Annotated in this window: 19 protein-coding genes, 6 tRNA genes and 1 pseudogene; 9 read left to right on the forward strand and 17 right to left on the reverse strand. The window is 71.9% G+C overall.

Annotation, left to right across the window (positions count from 1 at the left end):
• Positions 1–3 precede the first annotated feature (3 nt).
• From AB0L75_RS16920 to AB0L75_RS16950, 7 genes and pseudogenes are all read right to left on the reverse strand, one after another.
• Positions 4–633, reverse strand: a complete 630-nt coding sequence (locus AB0L75_RS16920; RefSeq protein ID WP_365181466.1) for a hypothetical protein — start codon at positions 631–633, stop codon at positions 4–6.
• 3 nt (positions 634–636) lie between these two features.
• Positions 637–1,494 (reverse strand): carbohydrate ABC transporter permease, encoded by an 858-nt coding sequence (locus AB0L75_RS16925; RefSeq protein ID WP_365181468.1) that lies wholly within the window; start codon positions 1,492–1,494, stop codon positions 637–639.
• Positions 1,491–2,450, reverse strand: coding sequence for a sugar ABC transporter permease (locus AB0L75_RS16930; protein ID WP_365181470.1), 960 nt, complete (start codon positions 2,448–2,450; stop codon positions 1,491–1,493). Before AB0L75_RS16930 ends, AB0L75_RS16925 begins: the two co-directional genes overlap by 4 nt.
• Before the next feature lie 10 nt (positions 2,451–2,460).
• A complete protein-coding gene (locus AB0L75_RS16935; protein ID WP_365181472.1) occupies positions 2,461–3,747 on the reverse strand; it encodes an extracellular solute-binding protein in 1,287 nt (428 codons plus the stop codon).
• Positions 3,748–4,082: 335 nt separating this feature from the next.
• Positions 4,083–5,104 (reverse strand): annotated as a pseudogene (locus tag AB0L75_RS16940) (alpha/beta hydrolase).
• A 408-nt stretch (positions 5,105–5,512) separates the two neighbouring features.
• Positions 5,513–5,584 (reverse strand) — tRNA-Val (locus AB0L75_RS16945).
• Between the two features lie 96 nt (positions 5,585–5,680).
• A complete protein-coding gene (locus AB0L75_RS16950) occupies positions 5,681–6,190 on the reverse strand; it encodes a TIGR02611 family protein (RefSeq protein WP_365181474.1) in 510 nt (169 codons plus the stop codon).
• Positions 6,191–6,381: 191 nt separating this feature from the next.
• Here AB0L75_RS16950 and AB0L75_RS16955 point away from each other — a divergent pair, with 191 nt between their 5' ends.
• Together AB0L75_RS16955 and AB0L75_RS16960 are read left to right on the forward strand one after the other, a co-directional pair.
• Positions 6,382–6,795 carry an SsgA family sporulation/cell division regulator gene (locus AB0L75_RS16955; protein ID WP_004002642.1) on the forward strand — a complete coding sequence of 138 codons (414 nt, stop codon included), beginning with the start codon at positions 6,382–6,384 and terminating at the stop codon, positions 6,793–6,795.
• A 313-nt stretch (positions 6,796–7,108) separates the two neighbouring features.
• The gene (locus AB0L75_RS16960; RefSeq protein WP_365181476.1) at positions 7,109–7,669 is read left to right on the forward strand and encodes a CGNR zinc finger domain-containing protein; all 561 of its coding nucleotides are present in this window, start codon (positions 7,109–7,111) and stop codon (positions 7,667–7,669) included.
• Positions 7,670–7,792: 123 nt separating this feature from the next.
• Here the strand turns inward: AB0L75_RS16960 and AB0L75_RS16965 are convergent, their stop codons facing one another.
• A complete protein-coding gene (locus AB0L75_RS16965) occupies positions 7,793–7,945 on the reverse strand; it encodes a hypothetical protein (protein WP_167361970.1) in 153 nt (50 codons plus the stop codon).
• A 198-nt stretch (positions 7,946–8,143) separates the two neighbouring features.
• The gene (locus AB0L75_RS16970; protein ID WP_365181478.1) at positions 8,144–8,587 is read right to left on the reverse strand and encodes a hypothetical protein; all 444 of its coding nucleotides are present in this window, start codon (positions 8,585–8,587) and stop codon (positions 8,144–8,146) included.
• Between the two features lie 221 nt (positions 8,588–8,808).
• Between AB0L75_RS16970 and AB0L75_RS16975 the strand changes: the two genes are divergently transcribed.
• Positions 8,809–9,333, forward strand: a complete 525-nt coding sequence (locus AB0L75_RS16975; protein WP_365181480.1) for a DsbA family protein — start codon at positions 8,809–8,811, stop codon at positions 9,331–9,333.
• A 28-nt stretch (positions 9,334–9,361) separates the two neighbouring features.
• On the opposite strand, the gene AB0L75_RS16980 is transcribed toward AB0L75_RS16975, so the two are convergent.
• The 3 genes from AB0L75_RS16980 to AB0L75_RS16990 form a co-directional block, all read right to left on the reverse strand.
• Entirely contained in the window at positions 9,362–10,186 is an 825-nt protein-coding gene (locus AB0L75_RS16980) for a GNAT family N-acetyltransferase (protein WP_365181482.1), read from the reverse strand.
• Between the two features lie 68 nt (positions 10,187–10,254).
• A complete protein-coding gene (locus AB0L75_RS16985) occupies positions 10,255–11,076 on the reverse strand; it encodes an aminodeoxychorismate lyase (RefSeq protein WP_365181484.1) in 822 nt (273 codons plus the stop codon).
• Entirely contained in the window at positions 11,073–12,128 is a 1,056-nt protein-coding gene (locus AB0L75_RS16990) for a chorismate-binding protein (protein ID WP_365181486.1), read from the reverse strand. The genes AB0L75_RS16985 and AB0L75_RS16990 overlap by 4 nt, the downstream gene beginning before the upstream one ends.
• Positions 12,129–12,304: 176 nt before the next feature.
• Here AB0L75_RS16990 and AB0L75_RS16995 point away from each other — a divergent pair.
• The 5 genes from AB0L75_RS16995 to AB0L75_RS17015 all read left to right on the forward strand — a co-directional run bounded on the left by AB0L75_RS16995 (position 12,305) and on the right by AB0L75_RS17015 (position 12,782).
• A tRNA-Gly gene (locus AB0L75_RS16995) sits at positions 12,305–12,377 on the forward strand.
• A gap of 38 nt (positions 12,378–12,415) precedes the next feature.
• Positions 12,416–12,489: transfer RNA gene (locus AB0L75_RS17000), tRNA-Cys, on the forward strand.
• 1 nt (position 12,490) lies between these two features.
• A tRNA-Val gene (locus AB0L75_RS17005) sits at positions 12,491–12,562 on the forward strand.
• 47 nt (positions 12,563–12,609) lie between these two features.
• A tRNA-Val gene (locus AB0L75_RS17010) sits at positions 12,610–12,681 on the forward strand.
• Positions 12,682–12,710: 29 nt separating this feature from the next.
• Positions 12,711–12,782 (forward strand) — tRNA-Val (locus AB0L75_RS17015).
• 60 nt (positions 12,783–12,842) lie between these two features.
• On the opposite strand, the gene AB0L75_RS17020 is transcribed toward AB0L75_RS17015, so the two are convergent.
• The 3 genes from AB0L75_RS17020 to AB0L75_RS17030 all read right to left on the reverse strand — a co-directional run bounded on the left by AB0L75_RS17020 (position 12,843) and on the right by AB0L75_RS17030 (position 14,621).
• Complete coding sequence (locus tag AB0L75_RS17020) at positions 12,843–13,163, reverse strand: zf-TFIIB domain-containing protein (RefSeq protein ID WP_365181488.1); 321 nt, start codon at positions 13,161–13,163, stop codon at positions 12,843–12,845.
• 80 nt (positions 13,164–13,243) lie between these two features.
• Complete coding sequence (locus tag AB0L75_RS17025; RefSeq protein ID WP_365181490.1) at positions 13,244–14,182, reverse strand: aminoglycoside phosphotransferase family protein; 939 nt, start codon at positions 14,180–14,182, stop codon at positions 13,244–13,246.
• A 262-nt stretch (positions 14,183–14,444) separates the two neighbouring features.
• Entirely contained in the window at positions 14,445–14,621 is a 177-nt protein-coding gene (locus AB0L75_RS17030; protein ID WP_365181492.1) for a hypothetical protein, read from the reverse strand.
• 663 nt (positions 14,622–15,284) lie between these two features.
• Here AB0L75_RS17030 and AB0L75_RS17035 point away from each other — a divergent pair.
• On the forward strand, positions 15,285–16,769 hold the full coding sequence (locus tag AB0L75_RS17035) for a protein kinase (RefSeq protein ID WP_365181494.1): 1,485 nt from the start codon (positions 15,285–15,287) through the stop codon (positions 16,767–16,769).
• 58 nt (positions 16,770–16,827) lie between these two features.
• On the opposite strand, the gene AB0L75_RS17040 is transcribed toward AB0L75_RS17035, so the two are convergent.
• Both AB0L75_RS17040 and cobA read right to left on the reverse strand, forming a co-directional pair.
• Positions 16,828–17,646: an RNA methyltransferase gene (locus AB0L75_RS17040; RefSeq protein WP_365181496.1), complete on the reverse strand. Its 819-nt coding sequence runs from the start codon at positions 17,644–17,646 to the stop codon at positions 16,828–16,830.
• Positions 17,647–17,734: 88 nt separating this feature from the next.
• A complete protein-coding gene (cobA, locus tag AB0L75_RS17045; RefSeq protein ID WP_365181498.1) occupies positions 17,735–18,967 on the reverse strand; it encodes a uroporphyrinogen-III C-methyltransferase in 1,233 nt (410 codons plus the stop codon).
• Positions 18,968–18,969 lie beyond the last annotated feature (2 nt).

The following is an 18,969-nucleotide window of genomic DNA, read 5'->3' on the forward strand; positions in this document are numbered from 1 at the left end:
CACTCAGCGGCGCCGGTACCGCTCCTCCACGGCGACGGCCGCCGCCACGACGGCCCCGAGCACCGGGACCGCCAGCGGGGCGACGAGCAGGGCCGAACAGACGGTGAGGACCGCGCCACCGACCAGCAGAAGTGATCCGGCGGGGTCGCGCACGGTACGGCGCCCGGCCGCGGTGAGCAGCGTCCGCCATCGCTCCCCCGGCGCCCAGACCGCGGTCGCGCGCAGTCCGGCCACAGCTAGCCCGATCAGCGCCAACAGCCCGACGGCCCCCGCCGGCGGCCCGCCGGGCAGTCCGGCGCGTACGGCCTGTACATCGATCCGGGCCAGCGCCGCGACGACCCAGCCCGCGAGCCCCACCGCCCAGCCGCCGTGCAGCGCGGCCCGGAAGTCGGCGGCGAACTCCCGCACGCCGCCGCCCCGGTGGCCGGTACGACGCCGCAGATGCCGGGCGCCGGCGGCGAGCGCGGCCGGGTAGGTGACGACCCCGAGGGAGGCCACCGCGATCCACACGCCGGTGAGCAGGCACTCGGCGAACACGGCGAACCTTCCCCAATCCCTCGGCTCCGCTCGGGCCGGGGAGGCCCCTATGCCGAAGACCGGCTCCCGACGCGGCTTCCCCCGTGCTGGGGCCATGGCTCACCCCTTCAGTCCGGAGGTCGCCATCCCGTCGATCAGATACCGCTGGAAGGCGAGGAAGAACAGCAGCACGGGCAGCAGCGCGACCAGCGACATCGCGATCATCCCGCCGTAGTTTGCGGCCACGCCGTCGGAGTCGCGGAACATCATCAGCCCCAGGGAGACCGTGTACTTGCCGGGCTCGTTGAGGTAGATCAGCGGGCCCATGAAGTCGTTCCAGGCGTTGATGAAGGTGAAGATCGCGCTGGTGATGAGCGCGGGGCGGCACAGCGGCAGCACGATCGACCAGTAGATGCGCACATGCCCGCAGCCGTCGAGCCGGGCGGCCTCGTCCAGCTCCCTCGGCAGGCTCCGCATGAACTGCACCATGAGGAAGACGAAGAACGCCTCGGTGGCGAGGTACTTGCCGATCAGCAGCGGGGCATAGGTGTTGACCCAGCCCAGCTTCTGGAACATCACGTACTGCGGGATCAGCAGCACGTGGTACGGCAGCAGCAGCGTGCCGATCATCAGCGAGAAGAGCAGGTTGCGGCCGGCGAACCTGATGCGGGCGAACGCGTACGCGGTCAGCGAGCAGGAGACCAGGACGCCGACGACGGCGCCGACGGCGTAGACGAGCGAGTTCTGGAAGAAGGTCCAGACCGAGACGTCCGCGATGCCGTCGGCGAGGCCCTTGAAGTTGGACAGGATCGGGTGGGACGGGAACAGCGTGAGGCTGTTGATGATGTCCTTGCCCGGCTTGAACGAGGCGCCGAGGACCCAGATCACCGGGTAGAGGATGACGGCGAGGATCAGCAGGGCACCGAGGTGCCAGGCGAGGGATCCGGTGCGCTTGCGAGAGGGACCGGGGGAAGTCATCGGGCGTCCTCCTCGTAGTGCACCCACTTCTTCTGGGACCAGAAGAGGACGGCCGTCACCAGGGCCACGGCGAGCAGCAGCATCCAGGCCATGGCGGAGGCGAAGCCCATCTGGGCGTTCCTGAAGCCCTGCTGGTACAGGTAGCAGGTGTAGACGAGGGTGGCGTCGGCCGGGCCGCACTGGGTGTTGGAGACGACGTAGGCCGAGCCGAAGATCTGGAAGGAGTGGATGGTCTCCAGGAGCACGTTGAAGAACAGCACCGGGGAGATAGTCGGCAGAGTGATGTTCCAGAACTTCCTCAGCGGTCCGGCACCGTCCATCTCGGCCGCCTCGTACAGCTCCCTCGGCACCTGCTTCAGCCCCGCCAGGAAGATGACCATGGGTGCGCCGAACTGCCACACCGTCAGCGCGACCAGGCAGTACAGCACCCAGTCGGCGTTGCCGACCCAGCCGCCGACATGCCAGCCGAAGAAGGACTGGGTACGGTCCACGATCGCGCCGTCGGAGAAGAGCGACCGCCACACGAAGCCGACCGAGACGCTCGCGCCGATGAGCGAGGGGGCGTAGAAGGCGGCCCGGTAGAAGGCCTGGCCGCGGCGGCTCTGCGCGAGCAGCAGGGCGACCCCGAGGGCGAGCAGCAGCTTCAGCGGGGTGCCGATGACCACGTACTTCGCCGTCACCTCCACCGACTTCTGCCAGCGGGGGTCGTCGAACATCTTGGTGAAGTTGCCGAGCCCGACCCACGTCGGGGTGTTGAAGAGGTTGTAGTCGGTGAACGCGAAGTACAGCGAGGCGACCATCGGGCCCGCGGTCAGCAGCAGGAAGCCCGCGATCCACGGGGACATGAACAGGTAGCCGGCGAGGTTCTCGCGTCGGCGGCCGGGCCGCCGCCCGGCGGCGGGGGCGGCCGAGCGCGTCCTGCGGGCGGCGGGCAGGGAGTCCTTGACGAGCGTCACGGCAGGTCCCCTAGGCCTGGAAGGCGGCCGCGGACTCGGTGAAGAACTGCTTCACCGAGTCCGCGACCTTCGTCTTGCCCTGTCCGAGGTCGCCGCCGATGCGCAGGAAGGCGGCCTCGATGGTGTCGGCACCGGAGGGGTGCGGAGTGATCGTGCCGAGGACGCCCGCCTTGGCGGTGTCCTCCTCGTACTGCGCGATCTCCTTGTTCACCGGGTCCGTCGGCTTGTACGCCGCGAACTGCTCGGTGCTGGCGAGGATGCCCCGGTCGTAGCCCATGATCCGGCCGGCCTCGGGGTCGTGGACCATGAAGTCGATGAACTGCGCGACCTCCTTGGGGTGCGAGGTGCGGGAGGAGGCGCTGAGCATCAGGGAGGCGAGGTACTGGCCGGTGTGCTTGCCGTCCGTGGTGGGGATCGGCGCGAGGCCGTAGGTGCTGTTGCCCTCGGACGCGTAGCGGACGGTGAAGTTGTCCCAGGTGAACTCCGAGGCACCGTGGCCCGCGGAGAGGGAGGACTTGGGGTAGTCCTGGGCGACGACCTTCGGGTCGGTGACGATGCCGGCCTTGACGCGGTTGTAGCCGTCGGTCCACCACTCCGTCAGATCGGCCTGGTCGAAGCCGAGTCCGTCCTTGGCGTAGAACGCCTTGCCGTTCTGGCGGAGGTAGAGGTCGTACAGGTACATGACGGTGAAGTAGCCGGTGTCCCCGGGGACCTTCGTCCGGTCGTGGATGGTCTTCAGGGCCTTGAAGTAGTCGTCCCAGGTCCACCCCGTGTGCGGCTCGACGCCGGCCTTCTGGAACACCTTCTTGTCGACGACGAGTGCCATCGTGTTGGAGCCGACAGGAATTCCCAGCTGCTTTCCGTCGACCTCGCCGACCTTCGCGACACCGTCCCGGAAGTGATCCAGAGTCAGATTACCTGCCTGAACCTGAGACTTGAGGTCGAGCAGAATTCCGCGCTTGTCGTACTTCCGGAGAAAAGTGACGGCATTTTGGAAAACGTCTGGGGGATTTCCGCCGGCGGCCTGGGTCTGGAACTTCTCCCAGAACGATTGATACGTCTGGAAATCCGTCTTGACCTTGATCTTCGGATACTTCTTCTCGAAGAGCGCGATGGTCTGATTGATCTTCTTGGCCCGCTCCTCGGCACCCCACCACGAGTAACGGATCGTCACCGTCCCGTCCCCTGAACCGCTTTCGCCGCCGCACCCGGTCGTCGCGGCGAGCCCGAGCGCGGCCGCCGAGGCCCCGGCCGCCTTCAGGACCGTACGCCTCTCAAGATTCCTGCTGGTTCCCATGGTCGGGCCCTCCCCGCAGCGTCGTTCCCGGTTCCCCTGCGTCATGAATCGTTTCAAGTAAGCGCTTGCTGGCACAAGGTACGGAGGGGTCCGGGGTGCGTCAATGATTCGCACAGGATTTTCTTCCGGCCCGCGCGGCGTGGGGGCGGCCAGCCGTGCGTCACCGCAGGTGAGCGGGGCAGAACCTGCGGGCCGAACGGAGGGGTCGGGAGGTGGTGATGGGACGGCGGGGTCGGGTGGAGGAGTCGGATGGAGGGGGCGGATGGAGGGGGTCTCGTACGGCCGGGGGGGGCGGAAGGCGGGGGCCGGAAGGCGGGGATCAGGTGGGAGGGATGTCAGTCGGGCAGGGTGGCGAGCCAGTCGGTCAGGATCCGGTTCGTCTCCTCGGGGCGCTCCTGCTGGACGAAGTGGCCGCAGCCGTCGAGGATGTGCGAGCCGAGGAGGCCGGGCAGGGTCTCGGGATGCGCCGTGACCGCGTCGGCCAGCCAGGCGAGCGAGGCGTCCAGGGCGCCGCCGACGAACAGCGCCGGCTGGGTGAGCGGGGCACCCGCGTGACCGGCCAGGTCCACCCAGTCCCGGTCCATGTTCCGGTAACGGTTCAGCGCGCCGGTCATGCCCGTCCGCTCGAACTCCCCCGCCAGGAAGTCGAGGTCGCCCTCGCCCAGCCAGGCCGGGAGCGGGCCGGTGGGGAAGCGTTCCCGCATGGTGCCGCCACGGCCGACGAAGTGCGGGTCGGGGGCGCCGGGCGCGGGCAGGGTGCCGGCGGACAGGGCCGCGTAGAAGCCCGCGAGCCAGCCGCGCACATCCGGCTCGATCTCCGCCTCGGCCCGGCCGGGCTGCTGGAAGTACGCGACGTAGAACTCCTCGTCACCGCCCATCCGCGCGAAGACCTCGCTGGGGCGCGGGCCGCCGGGCGGGCTGTACGGCACGCCCAGCAGGGCCACGGCGCGAAACACGTCGGGCCTGGTCAGCGCGGAGGCGGCGGCGATGGTCGCGCCCAGTCGTGCCCGACGATCACTGCGGACCGCTCCCCCAGCGCCTCCACCGCGGCGACGTTGTCCGCGACCAGGTCGAGCATCCGGTACGCGTCCACGGCCGCCGGCCTGGAGGAACGGCCGTAGCCGCGGACGTCCACGGCCACGGCGCGGTAGCCGGCGGCGGCCAGGGCCGGCAACTGGTGCCGCCAGGAGTACCAGGACTCCGGGAACCCGTGCACCAGCAACACCAGCGGGCCGCGCCCCTGCTCCACGAGATGCACACGGCCGGCCGGGGACGGCACCAGGCGGTGGGCTGCGGGGGCGCTGACGGGTCCGGGGGCGGGGGCGTCGGCGGGGGCGGGGGCGGGGTTCTCGGGCATGGGGCCTCCTGGGGCGTTGGGGGCGCGGGACGCGTTGGCACGAGGGCGATGGGCCGGTGGGGGTGGGGTCCGGTGGGGGGCGGGGTCCGGTCCCGTCGCAGCCTGTGTCGACGATCGTGCGGTGGGAGGCTCGGTGGGCACGAGGGATGTTGCCGGTTCGGCAAAAACGGACGGCACGCCCGGCCTGGCGCAGGAAGCCCGCGCACCCGGTCTCGGCGCAGGACACACCCTGGAGCCGCCGCTCGCCTGCCCCGCTCGCCGTGATGCCGGCCGCCCGCAACGACCGGTCGCACCGCCCCGCCCCGTCGCGCCCGCCGGAGTCGGCTCAGCGCGGGTCCGCGAACCCGGCTCGGACGCGCATACGCCGACGGCCCACCTGCTCTGTCGCAGATGGGCCGTCGGTCCGGGTGGGCGATACTGGGTTCGAACCAGTGACCTCTTCGGTGTGAACGAAGCGCTCTCCCACTGAGCTAATCGCCCGGGCGCAGAAAGAACATTACCCGATGTCAGGGGGTGCTTCCGACCAGGGGCCGGGGCGCCGGACGGCCGGGCGCGGAGCCGGGCGGGGGAGCCGGATCACTGATTCTTGATCTTCCACGGCATGACGAGGCCGAACTTCCACAGGTAGATCCCGGCCAGCGCGCCCATGATCACCAGCCCGACCACGGTCAGCGTGATGTTGCGGCGGCGCACCCGGGGATCGAGGGCCCGCTGGGCGGCCTCGGTGACCTTGCGCTTGGTCCAGCGGAGGACGAGCTGCGCCCAGACGAACTCGGTCGCCCAGATCGCCATGCCTCCGAAGATCACCACCCAGCCGGGTCCCGGCAGCGGCAGCATGATGATCCCGGCGACGACGACCGCGAGGCCGACCACGAAGACGCCGACCTGCCAGCTCAGATGCAGCAGCCTGCGGGCCTTGATGAATGCGGGCGCCCGGGAGCCGAGCCCGGCGCTGTCCTCGGGCCCCGTCACCTGTCCAGCTTCCTGTCCGGCCCCCCGTTCGGCCTCCTGTTCGACTTCCCGCCGGTTCGCCTTCGCCTTGTCCGCCACGGCGACCTCGTGCGGCTCGTCACTCCCCGTATTCATACGGACAAACCCTACCGGAGTGAATCCGGTCACCGGAATGGTCGTAGATCTCGTACGAGTTCTCGGCCGGAAGAGTTACGTAAAGACACGCAAAACCCTCAGAGGGGTTTACAACGGCATCGTAGGTGGCATGTCGATTTCGCCGACGTGCGAATCCCCGAGCGCACACTGAGCGAAAGGCCCTGGCGCTTATGAACACCACGGTCAGCTGCGAGCTGCACCTGCGCCTCGTTGTGTCGAGCGAGTCCTCCCTGCCTGTCCCCGCAGGCCTGCGGTACGACACGGCCGACCCCTACGCCGTGCACGCCACCTTCCACACCGGAGCCGAGGAGACCGTCGAGTGGGTGTTCGCCCGCGACCTCCTCGCCGAGGGGCTTCACCGGCCCACCGGCACCGGCGACGTCCGCGTCTGGCCGTCGCGCAGTCATGGTCAGGGCGTCGTGTGCATCGCCCTGAGCTCCCCGGAGGGGGAAGCACTGCTGGAGGCCCCGGCGCGGGCTCTGGAGTCCTTCCTGAAGCGAACCGACGCCGCCGTGCCGCCGGGCACGGAACACCGGCACTTCGATCTGGATCAGGAGCTGTCGCACATCCTGGCGGAGAGCTAGGTCGCGCCCGCCGAAAGCAGCCCGGCGCCGTCCACTCGGGGAGACGGCTCGGGCCAGGACAACCGCATACGGCACAGCCGGGCGCCGTCACCGTGACCGTCTCACGGGACGGCGCCGAGCTGTGCGCGCCCGGCTCGGCTCCAAGGGCCTGAACCGTGCGGGCCGCCGCGGTCGGTACGGGAACCGTCGCGGGCGTCGGGGCGTTCTACGGGCGATCGAGGTCGGGCGGAGCCCGGTGCCCCGGGCGGGGTAGTCGCTACCATCGGCCAGCATCGGCGGGCGTCCGCCCGACCCTCAGGCCAGGGAGCGAAACGTGCTGATCACCCACGACACCCGGTGCGCACTCGACACCGTGGTGGATCTGGTGAACACCGCGCCGGAGGACGACGCGGCGGCCGACGGACTGCCCGATGTCCCGGCTCTCGCGGATTTCGTACGAAACCACGAGGTCAGCGATGTCGGTGTGCTGTCGGAGTCCGATCTCTCCGCGGTGCGCAGGGCCCGGGGGCGCTTCGCGGCGATCTTCGCCGCCCCGGACGCCCGTTCCGCCGCGGTGCTGATCAACGAGCTGGTGGCCGCGGCGGGCACCACCCCGCGCCTGACGGACCACGACGGCTACGACTGGCATGTGCACTACTTCGCCCCCGGAGCCTCGGTCGCCGACCATCTCGCCGCCGACTGCGGGATGGCGCTGGCCTTCTTCGTGGTCGCCGGGGAGCAGGAGCGGCTGCGGCGCTGCGAGGCACCGGACTGCCGGCGCGCCTTCGTCGACCTCTCCCGCAACCGCTCCCGCCGCTACTGCGACAGCCGCACCTGCGGCAACCGGCTGCACGTGGCCGCGTACCGGGCCCGCCGGAAGGAAGCGACGGACTGATCCTGGGCGGAGCGCCGCCAGGAGCTGCCGCGGTCGCCTGCGCGAGGGGCCGTTGCGGAGGCTCACGCCGAGGTCGGGGCGACGTCGGTCCCGGCGGGTGGCGCCGGGACGGACGTGTACGGCTCACAGCAACAGCAGGTCGTGCAGCGCAGCCATGAGGAGCAGACACCCGATCACCGCAAGGAAGATCATCAGCGGTGGCTGGGATAGGGCGAAGAGGCACCCGCGCGGCTCGTCCTTCGGCGGCGCGGCCTCGCTCTCTGTCGTGTCCAGCATCTCGCGGAGATCATGACGCAGGAGGGACCCCGTGCGCGATCAACACGCCTGCGATATGCGGGAGTTGCCGCAATCCGCGCCGTCTCGTCCGACTTGCTTCGGGTTGTGAACGGTTCCGGACGCCCGCGCGACGCTCTGTGTCGTTTCAGTCCGAGCGGGCCGGCGGGGCGGCGGCAGCGATGCGGTGGCATGCGGTCGTCATATGCCGTGCTTCTTCAGGATGGCCTCGATGTCACTGAAGTCCTCGCCCGAGCCGGTGGCGCGCGGGGCGGTGGCGGACCCGGTCGCGGGCCGGCTGCCCGCGCCCAGGGAGGGTGCGGAGGCACCCGGAGCCACGGCCTCGGCCCGGTCGCCACGGGCCGCCTTGCGCTGGGCCCGGGTGCCGCCGCGCCGGCGTTCGACCGCCCGGGTGCTCGCGAACAGGAGCCAGGCCGCGCCCAGCACCCCGAAGCCGGCCCAGGCGGTGGGGCTGAAGGCGGTGTCGGCGAGCCAGCCGACGACCCCGGTCATCACGAGGCCGACCGGCACCAGCGAGTAGGCCGCGATACGGGTCGCCGCGAGGAAACGCTTGCGGTAGGCCGTGACCACCGCGATGCCCAGGCCCGCCGCGGACGCGGCGGAGCAGACGGTTTCGGCAATCATCCGGTCCTCCTGGCGGGCTCGGTCGGGTGGCAGGCGGCACTCGGCGGACGCGGCACACCTGCACGGCACACCGTCTCCGTCCCCTCCATCCTGCACCGCCGCGTCCTCGCTGTGCCACGGCCTCGCGGGACATCAGGGACATCTCCGGGTCCTCTCCTACTGGAGTGCCGGTGCACCGTCCCGATTGGGTCGCCCGCGTCCGGCCTGGAAGACTGGTCGGCATGAGCGACTCCTCCCCCGTACGCACCGACGCCCTCGTCCTCGACGTCTGGTGCGAACTGCAGTGCCCCGACTGCCGCACCGCCCTGGACGACGTCCGCGCCCTGCGCGCCCGCTACGGCGACCGGCTGGAGCTGCGGCTGCGGCACTTCCCGCTGGAGAAGCACAAGCATGCCTTCGCCGCGGCGCAGGCCGCCGAGGAGGCGCTGGAGCAGGGCAAGGGCTGGCCGTACGTGGAGGCCGTGCTGGAGCGGGTCGAGGAGCTGGACCGCAAGGGCGAACCCTTCCTGGTCGAGATCGCCCGTGAACTCGGCCTGGACGCCGAGGAGTTCGACACCGCGCTGATCGACGGCCGGCACATCCTGATCGTGGACGCCGACCAGGCCGAGGGCAAGGCGATCGGCGTGACCGGCACGCCGACGTACGTCATCGGCGGCGAACGCCTCGACGGCGGCAAGAGCCAGGAGGGGCTGCGCGAGCGCGTCGAGGAGATCGCCGAGCGGCTGCTGGGCGGCCGGGAGGCCTGAGCCCGCGACGGGAATCGTCGGGCAGGCCCTAGAGCAGGGGCTTGGCGAGGGTGCGGACCGTCGTCTCGTAGCCGAGTGACTCGTACAGCCGCTCGGCCGGGGTGTTGTCCGCGTGCACGTTCAGCCCGAGGACCGGCCGATCGGCCTCGATCGCCTGGCGCTCCGCGAGCAGCATGAGCGTGCGGCCGTGTCCCCGGCCGCGATGGGCCGCGTCGGTCCTGACGTCGAACACGAACGCCCTGTCGTCCCGCAGGGCCAGCCACAACGTGCCCACCCGGGCTCCTTCGTGCTCCAGAACGCTGAAGAGCATGCCGTCGGTCGCGAGACCGTGCGGCAGCAGGTGTTCGTGGTCGCGGCGGGCCTTGGCGTGGGCCGCGTCCTCGGGCACACCTCGCTCGATCCACATGCGCGCGTAGTGCTCGCTCTCGTACTCGTGCCACGCGTCGTACTCGGCGTCGGTCATGGGCCGCGCGCCGCTGCCGGCCGGCAGTTCGGGCGGGGTGGTGCCGAGGCGCTTCTCCATGCCGCGGTTGCGCAACGTGTAGCCGAGGGCGCCGAACAGCCGCAGGGCGACGTCCGCCGAGGCGGGGACGGACGTCTCGATCTGCGTGCAGCCCCAGCCGCGCGCCACCTCCTCGGCGGCGAGCGCGGCCACCGTGCCCCGGCCGCGCCGCCGGTCGGGCTCGGCTATCCACAGGTCGACGACGCGTGCCGTCGAGTCGCCGAAGGACGGCGAGGTGCCCAGGTGGATCTCGCCGACCGGGCGGCTGTTCACGCACACCTGGTAGCGCCGGGAACGGGTGCCGTCGGGGTTCTGCTGGAGCGGCTCGACCGGCCGCAGGGTCGTGGTCATCACTGGTGTTCTACCCACGGGCGACCACCGAGTCAGCCCGTTTCCCGGGCCACGACCACGAAACGGGCTCAGGGGTCCAGGTCCTCGCCGGAACGCTCGGCGAAGATCCGCATGGCCTTGGCGGTGACCGGGCCCGGGGTGCCGGGCAGCTCGCGGTCGTCGATCCGGTGCACGGCCTGGACGTCCCGCAGGGTCGAGGTGAGGAAGACCTCGTCGGCGCGGTGCAGGACGTCCAGCGGCAGGTCGGTCTCCCTGGCGCCCGTCCACTCGACGGCCAGCGCGCGGGTGATGCCGGGCAGGCAGCCGGAGGCGAGGGGCGGGGTGTGGATCTCGCCGTCCAGGACGACGAAGACGTTCGACCCGGTGCCTTCGCAGAGCTGTCCGACCGTGTTGCCGAACAGCGCCTCGGAGGCCCCGTGTTCATGGGCGCGGCTCAGCGCGACGACGTTCTCGGCGTACGAGGTGGTCTTCAGGCCGGTGAGGGCGCCGCGCTCGTTGCGGGTCCACGGCACGGTGATCACGGCGGTGGTGTCGGGGCGGCGGGTGGTCTCGCCGAGGGCGACGACGAGGGTCGGGCCGTGCTCGCCGCGGTCGGAGCCGAGCGGGCCGTGGCCGCCGGTGTAGGTGATCCGCAGCCGGCCGAGCGGCATCGGGTTCGCCGCCAGGACCGCGGCGCAGGCCTCGCGGATCTCGTCGTGGTCGGGGTCGGGCAGGCCGAGGCCACGGGCCGAGCGGCTCAGCCGGTCCAGGTGCCGGGTGAGCGCGAACGGCTCGCCGTCGACCGCTTTCAGCGTCTCGAAGATGCCGTCGCCCACGGTCAGCCCGTGGTCGAAGACGGAGACAAGGGCGGACTCCAGGTCTCGCAGCCCGCCGTCCAGCCAGATCCTCATGCGAACACCCCTCCGCTTGCCTCGTACACTCCCGACGCTATCGCGAGCAGCCGGGACGCCTTCAGCTCGGTCTCCCGCCACTCTCCCTCGGGGTCCGAGCCCCAGGTGATGCCGGCGCCGGTGCCGAAGCGCAGGACACCCTCGGCGCGGTCGATCCAGAACGTGCGGATGCCCACGGCCAGCTCGCCCACGCCCCGGTCGGCGTCGACCCAGCCGATGCCGCCGCAGTACGGCCCGCGCGGGGCCGTCTCCAGGGACTCGATGATCCGCAGGGCGCTCGACTTCGGCGCGCCGGTCACCGAGCCCGGTGGAAAGGCGGCCGCGAGCAGTTCCGGCCAGCCGGCCCCGTCCCGCAGCTCGCCTCGGACCGTGGAGACCAGGTGGACCAGGCCCGGGTGCTTCTCCACGGCGCACAGGTCCGGGACGCTCACGCTGCCGGTCGTGCTGACCCGCCCGATGTCGTTGCGGACCAGGTCCACGATCATCACGTTCTCGGCGTAGTCCTTCTCCAGGAGGTCCGCCTCGGTGCGTCCGGTGCCCTTGATCGGCCCCGACTCCACGACTCTGCCGTCGCGGCGCAGGAACAGCTCGGGCGAGGCGGTGGCAATCTCCACGCCGTGCTCCGGCAGCCGGATCGTTCCGGCGTACGGCGCCGGGTTGCCGCGGGCCAGCAGTGCGGTCAGGGCGTCCACGTCGGCGTCCGGGGCGACCGGCGCGCTGAGCACCCGGCAGAGGTTGGCCTGGTAGACCTCGCCGGCCGCGATGTACTCGCGGATCCGGCGGACCGCCGCCGTGTACGCGGCCCGGTCCAGGGAGGTGGACCAGTCCCCCGCCGCCGGGCCCCGCCAGCCGCCCGGCACCGGCAGCGGCACCGGCTCCTCGTGTACGTCCGCGAAGCGGGCGCAGGTCAGCCGTCCCTCGAAGTCCGCGCAGACGGCCCAGAAGCCCGCGGAGTCCAGGGCGGCGGGGTCACTGGTGACGTCGAGGAGACGGGTGGCTACGCGGTCGCCGAAGCGGGCCAGAGCAGGGAGAGGGGGAGCGTGGTGGAGCACGTGGTCGAGTCTAGGCGGGTGGCCGAAAGGTGGCGCCGGGGTGACCCCGAGGGGCCCTGACCACGTCGTCCGCCGGACGCGGCGCAGCACGCTGGGCAAACGCGTTTTTGTACTGGCCCGGGAATCCGCTAGAGTTCAACACGTCGCCGGGACGCGGAAGCGGACCGAAACGACAGGCGGACGTAGCTCAGTTGGTAGAGCGCAACCTTGCCAAGGTTGAGGTCGCGAGTTCGAGCCTCGTCGTCCGCTCGAAGGAAGAAGGGGTCATCCCGATCCCCTACACTCCTGGTGGAGTGGCCGAGAGGCGAGGCAACGGCCTGCAAAGCCGTCTACACGGGTTCAAATCCCGTCTCCACCTCCAAGGACGATTAGCTCAGCGGGAGAGCGCTTCCCTGACACGGAAGAGGTCACTGGTTCAATCCCAGTATCGTCCACTGGATCTTCTCGCAAGATCCACGGGTCTTCTCGAAGATCCCCACCCGCGCGATTAGCTCAGCGGGAGAGCGCTTCCCTGACACGGAAGAGGTCACTGGTTCAATCCCAGTATCGCGCACTGTCTGTGACTCCCAGGTCACAGCCCGCGGACGATTAGCTCAGCGGGAGAGCGCTTCCCTGACACGGAAGAGGTCACTGGTTCAATCCCAGTATCGTCCACGCATCAAGAAGACCCCGGCCGCATCCACGGCCGGGGTCTTCTTCGTGTGCCCGCCTCGCTCAGCTGGAGAAGAGCATGTGGGCCCAGCTCTTGTGGCCGTGATGACCGTGGTGGCCGTGTTGCTCGTAGTGCCCGTGGCCGCCGTGGCCGCCGTGGTGACCGCCGTGCGGGGCGCCCCAGGCGGGCGCGTGCGGGGCCGGGTACGGCTGCGGGGCGGGCGGGGCCGGCGGGACGGACTTGGACCACTGGGACTCCAGCTGGGTCAGCGCCTCCAGCTCGCCGTAGTCGAGGAAGATGCCGCGACAGCCGCTGCACTGCTCGATCTGGACGCCGTTGCGGTTGTAGGTGTGCATCGGCGCATGGCACTTCGGACACTGCATGGGCGACTCAACTCCTCGCCGGTCGGTACTGCTTCGGGTTCCCCAGGGACAGACTCCGCCCGGCCCCGGCCGGTTGCGGCCTAGTCCGTGCATTCGGGCGCCAACTGGTGCGGAATCGACGCCATTCGGACACAGGCGTCGACGACTTGCCGTTCCACCTCGTCCAGCGGGCGGCCGGCCGTCCGCGCCTTGGCGAGGGCGAGGGCGGCCGTCTGCACGGTCAGCGCGCGGGCCGGGACGTCCAGGGCGGGCCAGGGGTCACCGGCCGCGGGTACGGCCGGGCCGCCTGCCTGCTGGTACGCGCCGAGGAAACGGGTCCAGTCGTCGTGCGGGAGGAGCCCGCAGGCGTACCAGGCGGCGGGCCGGGCGAGGTCCCAGGCCGGGACGCCGGTGCCCAGGTCGTCGACGTCGATCAGCCGCCAGGGGCCGTCCGGTGCGGGGTGGCGGACGAGCTGGCCGAGGTGCAGATCGCCGTGGCAGAGGGCGGGGGTGCCGGGCATGGGGGCCTCGGCGCGGGCCCACGCGGGCAGGGCGGCCCAGGACCGCAGGACGGGGCCGGCCGCCGGATGGGGCGCGTCCTCCAGGGCCGTCCGCAGCCGGGCGACGGCGCGGGCCGCCTTGGCGGGGCCGCGCATCGGGGGCAGACCGGCGGGCGGGGCCGTGCGGTGCAGGCGGGCGAGGAGGGTGGCCGTGGCCTCCCAGGGAGCCGAGTCCGGGGCATCGGGGTCCACGGGAGTGCCGTACGGCCAGAAGGTCACCAGGCGGTCCCGCAGGGGGGCGGGAGCCGGGAGGAGCGGGGGCAGGAGGACGTCCGGGAGGCGGGCGGCCGCGGCCAGGCGGAGGGCCAGCTCGGCGGGGTCCGCCCCTGGGGCGTGGGCCTTGGCGACGGTACCGGCATGCCGTACGACGACGGCGTCCGGGCGTTCGGCCAGGGGGACGGTGCCGCAGGCGCAGGCTGTGCCCTCGTCCGGGTGGGCGACGGCTCTGACCTTCGCGGTGAGCGCGGGGAGGAGGGTCAACGGGGGCCTCTGCGGTCGGGGGCGAGGGTGAGCGTACGACGCTCCGGCGAGTGGGGGTGTCCTCGGTGCGGGGTACACCCGGACCCGGAAGACCTACTGCCCCATGGACGTACCGCCCCCGTAAATGGCGCACAAACGGCGCATGCCGGCGCAGCTCCCCAGCTGCGCCGGCATTTGTGCCGTCCGCCGCACCCCCGTCCCCACGGGGTTTCCTGGATGGATGTCCCCGCCCGGACCGCTCTTCCGGGCCTGGGGTCGCCGCTCAGCGCCCCAGCATCGCACCCACGGACGACGCCTGTGTGGCCACCGTCTCCCAGCCGTCGAAGACGAGCAGGAGCAGGGCCGCCAGGGGAAGGGCCATGATCGTCGCCACCAAGGGGTGGCGGCGGCCCGTCCGGCGGAGTGCGAGCGTCATGCGTCGCGGTGCCGGGTGGGCCATGGTCCCTCTCCTGACCGTGTCGGTTGTCTTCGTCGGTTGTCTTCGGCAGCGGCGGGTGTCTGACCTCGGGGGACGAGTGCTGCACCCGCCGCTTGACCTCAAATCTAGGCGCGGGGCGGGCAGCGGGCGTCATGCCCTCGTACCGATTGCCGGGCCTCCCGGAGGATGAGCCATGAGCTGGGACGTACTCCCCTGGGTGGAGACGCGGGTCCGGGTCTCGGGGTCTTCCCGGAGGGGGACGCCCGCCGTGTCGGTCATGTCCGAAGCGTCCGACGGGCCTGTCCGGCGGACTCGTGGCCGGTCATGCCCGAAGCGCCCGGCGGGGCGGGAGGAGTGACTTCGATCACTCCGGCCGGGGGTGGGACGTACGCTGTGTCCGGTTCGCGGTCGGCCGGCCGGCCGGTCCTCCCGAGTGCCCCGGGTGTTCGTGCGGCGGGTGTGCGGCCCGGCACCACCTGCCGTCTCGTTACCTCAACGCCCGTGCGCCCGTGATCGGTTGAGGGCGCTGGAGGCTCAATGCCCCGCGAGCCGCCGACTTCCTGACCGTGTCTCACCTGGCCCCGGGGACCGGCACAATCCGTGCCGCCCGGAGGGCGCGGCCTCTGCGCGCCAGCGGCCGTGGAAACGTAAGCTGTGCCACGTCACAGAGACCGGGCAGCGGGGATGAACATGGCGATGATGCGCCTGAGGCGCGAGGACCCGCGCGTCGTCGGCTCGTTCAGGCTTCACCGACGGCTCGGCGCGGGCGGGATGGGTGTGGTCTACCTCGGCTCCGACAAGAAGGGGCAGCGGGTCGCGCTGAAGGTGATCCGGCCCGATCTGGCGGAGGATCAGGAGTTCCGGTCGCGTTTCGCCCGCGAGGTCTCGGCGGCTCGGCGGATCAGGGGCGGCTGCACGGCCCGGCTGGTCGCCGCGGACCTGGAGGCCGAGCGGCCCTGGTTCGCCACACAGTACGTGCCCGGCCCCTCCCTGCACGACAAGGTCACCGACGAGGGCCCGCTCGGCGCGGCCGACACCGCGGCGATCGGCGCCGCGCTCTCCGAGGGTCTGGTCGCGGTGCACGAGGCCGGTGTCGTCCACCGTGACCTGAAGCCGTCCAACATCCTGCTGTCCCCGAAGGGGCCGCGGATCATCGACTTCGGCATCGCCTGGGCCACCGGCGCCTCCACGCTCACCCACGTCGGCACGGCGGTCGGCTCCCCCGGCTTCCTCGCCCCCGAGCAGGTGCGCGGCGCGGCCGTCACCCCGGCGACGGACGTCTTCTCGCTCGGCGCGACCCTGGCCTATGCCTCCACCGGCGACTCGCCGTTCGGGCACGGCAGTTCCGAGGTGATGCTGTACCGGGTGGTGCACGAGGAGCCGCACCTGCACGGCGTGCCGGACGCGCTCGCCCCGCTGGTGCGGGCCTGCCTGGCGAAGGACCCCGACGAGCGGCCCAGCACGCTGCAGCTGTCGCTGCGGCTCAAGGAGATCGCCACCCGTGAGGCGCAGGGCCTGGCCGACGTACGACCGCCCGCGCCGCGCGCCGCGGAGGCGGACCGGCCCACCGGGCGGCTCGTCGACACCTACCCCGAGCCGCAGCGCACCCAGCGGCGCACCTCCCCGAGCACGCCGGTGCCCCGTGGCGGCGCCCACTCCCGTGGCGCCGCACCGGCGCGCGGCGCGGCGCCCTCGCGGGGCGGCAGCGCATCGCGCGCCGGCGGTACGGGTGCCTCCGCGCGGCCGGGCGCGGCACGCCCGACCCCGGCTCCGCGCGGCGCCGGGGCGCGCTCGGGCAACGGGGGCCGTCCCGCCACGCGCGGTGGTCCCGGGCGGCCGGGGCCGCGTCCGACGGGCAGCGGGCTGCGGCCGGCCAATCCCCGGCTGCTGCGCCAGCGGCTGTTCGTGTTCGTGGTGGTGACGCTGCTCGTGGCGCTCGGCATCGCGGTGGCGCAGGGCTGCCAGGGTCCCGCACGCGGTCTGGGCGACGACCGCGGAAGGCCGCAGCAGCGCGCCCACCAGGACTACCCGTCGGCGGACACCGACCAGCCGGTGCCCGAACAACCGGTGCCCGAGCAGCCGGTGACCGACCAGCTCCTGCGCGACCGGCAGGCGTCCCCGATGGCCGGCCTGCACGAGTCGACGCTGAGCCGGGACTTCGGGAAGTGACCCGGGTCCGGGAAACGACCGGGCGGCGAGCGGCGCACCGGGAGCCCGGCGGGGAAGGTCAGGAGTCCGGGCGGCCGGTGGCCACGGCGTAGAAGGCGACCGCGGCGGCCGCTCCCACATTGAGCGAGTCGACGCCGTGGGACATCGGGATGCGGACCCATTCGTCGGCGGCGACCAGGGCCTGGGTGGACAGTCCGTCGCCCTCCGCACCGAGCATCAGAGCCACCCGGTCCATCTTGTGCGGGGCGGCCTCGTCAAGCGACCGCGCCTTTTCGTCCGGGGTGAGCGCGAGCAGCGTGAACCCGGCCTCGCGCACCGACTCCAGGCCCTTCGGCCAGGTCTCCAGACGGGCGTACGGCACCGAGAACACCGCGCCCATGGACACCTTGACGCTCCGGCGGTACAGCGGGTCGGCGCAGTCGGGCGACAGCAGGACCGCGTCCATTCCGAGGGCAGCCGCCGAGCGGAAGATCGCGCCGATGTTGGTGTGGTCGTTGACCGACTCCATGACCACGATCCGGCGTGCGGAGCGCAGCAGCTCACCGGCCGTGGGCAGCGGCTTGCGCTGCAGGGAGGCGAGCGCGCCGCGGTGCACGTGGTAGCCGGTGACCTGCTCGGCGAGTTCGGGGCTCACGGCGTAGACCGGGGCGGGAAGTTCGTCGATGACGTCGCGCATGACGTCGATCCACTTGGCCGAGAGCAGCATGGAGCGCATCTCGTAGCCCGCTTCCTTGGCCCTGCGGATGACCTTCTCGCCCTCGGCGATGAACAGGCCCTCGGCGGGCTCGCGCTTGCGGCGCAGCTCGACGTCGGTCAGGCCCGTGTAGTCACGCAGGCGCGGGTCGTCGGGATCCTCGACGGTGATGAGATCGGCCACAGGGTGATACTGCCTTGTCCTGGGTGCGGTGCCAACGGCTGGGAACGGGTGTGTTACCCCGGGTTACGCGTGATCGAGCCACGAGCGGTCACGCGGTCGGCGCCGGTCCGACCGTCACGACGTCACCGATGACGATGACCGCCGGGGGCTTCACGTCCTCGGCGCGTACCGTCTCGGCGACCGTGGCGAGGGTGGCGTCGACGCGGCGCTGTGCGGCCGTCGTGCCCTCCTGGACGAGAGCGACGGGGGTCGCCGGCGACTTGCCGTGCGCGACGAGCGTCTCCGCGATCTTCCCGATCTTGTCGACGCCCATCAGGATCACGAGCGTGCCGGTCAGTTTGGCGAGGGACGGCCAGTCGACCAGGGAGCGCTCGTCGTCGGGGGCCACGTGGCCGCTGACGACCGTGAACTCATGGGCGACGCCCCGGTGGGTGACCGGGATACCGGCCGCGCCCGGCACGGAGATCGAGCTGGAGATACCGGGGACGACGGTGCAGGGGATGCCGGCCTCGGCCAGCGCCTGGACCTCCTCCATGCCCCGGCCGAAGACGAAGGGGTCGCCCCCCTTGAGCCGTACGACCGACTTACCCTGCTTGGCGTGCTCGATGAGCGCGTTGTTGATGGCCTCCTGGGCCATGTACCGGCCGTACGGGATCTTCGCCGCGTCGATCACCTCGACATGCGGCGGGAGTTCGGCGAGCAGGTCGCGCGGGCCGAGCCGGTCGGCGATGACGACGTCCGCCTCGGCGAGCAGCCGGCGGCCGCGGACCGTGATCAGGTCGGGGTCGCCGGGGCCGCCGCCGACCAGGGCGACGCCGGGGGTGCGGGTGCGGTGGTGGGGCGCCACCAAGGTGCCGTCGCGCAGGCCCTCCACCACGGCGTCCCGGATGGCGGCGGTGTGGCGCGGGTCGCGGCCTCGCGCGTCCGTGGTGAGGACGGCGACCGTGACACCCTCGCTGTGGCCGGTCGCCGGGGTCCAGGCGGTCGCCCGGTCGGCGTCGTCGGAGCGGACGCACCACACGCGGTGGCGCTCCGCTTCGGCGGAGGCGGCGACGTTGGTGTCGGGGTCACTGGTGGCGATGAGGGCGTACCAGGCGGCCGCGAGGTCGCCGTCCGTGTAGCGGCGCCTCTCCCAGGTGATCTCGCCCGCGTCCGCCATCGCCTCGACGGAGGGGGTCGCCTCCGGGGACACGAGGACGATGTCCGCGCCCGCTGCGATCAGGGCGGGCAGGCGGCGCTGGGCGACCTGGCCGCCGCCGAGGACGACCACGCGGCGACCGGAGAGACGGAGGCCTACGGGGTAGGCGGGGTGTTCGGCCATGA

The organism is Streptomyces sp. NPDC052101, assembly GCF_040680235.1.
GTDB lineage: Bacteria > Actinomycetota > Actinomycetes > Streptomycetales > Streptomycetaceae > Streptomyces.

Excerpts from the sequence above, each read along its gene's own strand:
- AB0L75_RS17030 (WP_365181492.1), bottom strand. The coding sequence starts at position 14,621 with ATGGCCCACCCGGCACCGCGACGCATGACGCTCGCACTCCGCCGGACG.
- AB0L75_RS16980 (WP_365181482.1), bottom strand. The coding sequence starts at position 10,186 with ATGACCACGACCCTGCGGCCGGTCGAGCCGCTCCAGCAGAACCCCGAC.
- AB0L75_RS16935 (WP_365181472.1), bottom strand. The coding sequence starts at position 3,747 with ATGGGAACCAGCAGGAATCTTGAGAGGCGTACGGTCCTGAAGGCGGCC.
- AB0L75_RS16955 (WP_004002642.1), top strand. The coding sequence starts at position 6,382 with ATGAACACCACGGTCAGCTGCGAGCTGCACCTGCGCCTCGTTGTGTCG.
- AB0L75_RS16950 (WP_365181474.1), bottom strand. The coding sequence starts at position 6,190 with ATGAATACGGGGAGTGACGAGCCGCACGAGGTCGCCGTGGCGGACAAG.
- AB0L75_RS16920 (WP_365181466.1), bottom strand. The coding sequence starts at position 633 with ATGGCCCCAGCACGGGGGAAGCCGCGTCGGGAGCCGGTCTTCGGCATA.
- AB0L75_RS16985 (WP_365181484.1), bottom strand. The coding sequence starts at position 11,076 with ATGAGGATCTGGCTGGACGGCGGGCTGCGAGACCTGGAGTCCGCCCTT.
- AB0L75_RS16970 (WP_365181478.1), bottom strand. The coding sequence starts at position 8,587 with ATGATTGCCGAAACCGTCTGCTCCGCCGCGTCCGCGGCGGGCCTGGGC.
- AB0L75_RS17020 (WP_365181488.1), bottom strand. The coding sequence starts at position 13,163 with ATGCAGTGTCCGAAGTGCCATGCGCCGATGCACACCTACAACCGCAAC.
- AB0L75_RS16965 (WP_167361970.1), bottom strand. The coding sequence starts at position 7,945 with ATGCTGGACACGACAGAGAGCGAGGCCGCGCCGCCGAAGGACGAGCCG.
- cobA (WP_365181498.1), bottom strand. The coding sequence starts at position 18,967 with ATGGCCGAACACCCCGCCTACCCCGTAGGCCTCCGTCTCTCCGGTCGC.
- AB0L75_RS17035 (WP_365181494.1), top strand. The coding sequence starts at position 15,285 with ATGAACATGGCGATGATGCGCCTGAGGCGCGAGGACCCGCGCGTCGTC.
- AB0L75_RS16925 (WP_365181468.1), bottom strand. The coding sequence starts at position 1,494 with ATGACTTCCCCCGGTCCCTCTCGCAAGCGCACCGGATCCCTCGCCTGG.
- AB0L75_RS16975 (WP_365181480.1), top strand. The coding sequence starts at position 8,809 with ATGAGCGACTCCTCCCCCGTACGCACCGACGCCCTCGTCCTCGACGTC.